The following is a 1,495-nucleotide window of genomic DNA, read 5'->3' as shown; positions in this document are numbered from 1 at the left end:
TTGAACACTGACGATAAACGTCCTGATCTCTGTACAGCGATTGCACGAAAAGATCAGAGGGCGCTAATGATTTCAGCGTCCACTGTTGTGCGGCGTCACTTGTGTAAAAGCAGCGCGATTACCAAGTGACGCCGCCAGGCGACCCACGTCCAGAACACGCCCGGCCTGCCTTTACGACTGGTTTGATCCACATCTTACTCAAAGTAACCCGTTGTCACGGGCATTTTTCCGCTTCTGACTCACTTTATTCCGTTTGTTTTTTAACCCACCGCCTTGCAACAGGCTGATACCGTAAAAAGGAGAGATTACCCACGTCAAGATAATGAGGCGTTCACCCTGACTGTTTCAGGCTCTGAACGGGGAGCATTTCATCGCTGTGCTGAGCACGTCGCGAGCTCCTGCAAAAACTCAACGCAACCTTCTCCTGCTACACATTATCTGACGCACCACGGAGCGGTGAACCTGAACCGACACGCAGGAAATTGTTTAAAAATGAATGAAAAATGAATGAAATAGAAGCAAATTAGCAGGAGATGCGAGGATGGCGCAGAAATCGGCACGTTCGAAAATTGAACGGTTCAGAAAAGAATTTATCACCCACGCCCGAAAAGCCGGCGGGAGTTTTGCCACGGTTGCTGACCGGGAGCGCATTGCCCAGCAGTTCCTCGACTATTTGAAAAACAACGGCATTAAACTCAGGCAAATGGATAGCCTCAAGGCGAAATATATTGAGCGCTATATTACTCAGCGTAAGACTGACCATATTAGTCACAGGACACTGCAAAATGAGATGTCAGCACTGAGAGCGATTTTAGCGCAGGCCGGAAAGCTTAAGTTGGCTACACTGGATAATCCGCGTCTGAGCAACCGGGCACTCGGTATTGCGGAGATGAGCCGCAAGGGCACGAAGGCTGCGCTGACACCGACAGCGTTCAGAGAAATTTTTCAGCAGGTCGAGCAAAAAGACCGGGGCGTGGCTGCGGTGATGCAACTGGCGTATGTGCTGGGGTTGCGCACCAAAGAAGCGGTGGAAGCCTGTAAATCCTTAGCCACCTGGAAAAAAGCGCTGGAAAACGGCCATACCTCCGTGCGGATAGTATTTGGCACCAAAGGCGGGCGGCCGAGGCAGACGATCATCCTCGACCGTGCCGCGTTGTACCACGCCATTGATTATGCGGAGCGGGCAAAGGCAGAATGCAGCGGCAGATTGATTGATAAGCCCACGATCCATCAGGCGATAGATCGTTACCGTTACGTGGTCAGACGTGCCGGACTGGTGGGTCAGCAAGCGCCGCACAGTATGCGTTACCATTTTGCGCAGCAATCCGGCGCGCATTACAAAGCTCAGGGGTTCAGCGAACGGGAAGCGCTGGCACTGGTGTCGATGGATTTGGGGCACGGGGATGGGCGGGGGCGCTATATCCGGCAGGTGTATTATCAGGATATTGAGGACAAATAAGTTGTACTGGTATATACGCGGTCTGATGTTTTGATC

The 1,495-nt window shown here is 52.0% G+C and carries 1 protein-coding gene; it reads left to right on the top strand.

Annotation, left to right across the window (positions count from 1 at the left end; genetic code table 11):
- Positions 1-541 precede the first annotated feature (541 nt).
- Complete coding sequence (locus PSI15_RS17970) at positions 542-1,459, top strand: integrase domain-containing protein (RefSeq protein WP_273584702.1); 918 nt, start codon at positions 542-544, stop codon at positions 1,457-1,459.
- Positions 1,460-1,495 lie beyond the last annotated feature (36 nt).

Origin of the sequence: Xenorhabdus sp. PR6a, assembly GCF_028599065.1 — a bacterium.
In the GTDB taxonomy this organism is placed as follows: domain Bacteria; phylum Pseudomonadota; class Gammaproteobacteria; order Enterobacterales; family Enterobacteriaceae; genus Xenorhabdus; species Xenorhabdus doucetiae.
This window is presented reverse-complemented; position numbering and strand designations above follow the sequence as displayed.

What these genes read in the sequence shown, in the direction of transcription:
- PSI15_RS17970 (WP_273584702.1), top strand. Translation starts at nt 542, where the DNA reads ATGGCGCAGAAATCGGCACGTTCGAAAATTGAACGGTTCAGAAAAGAA.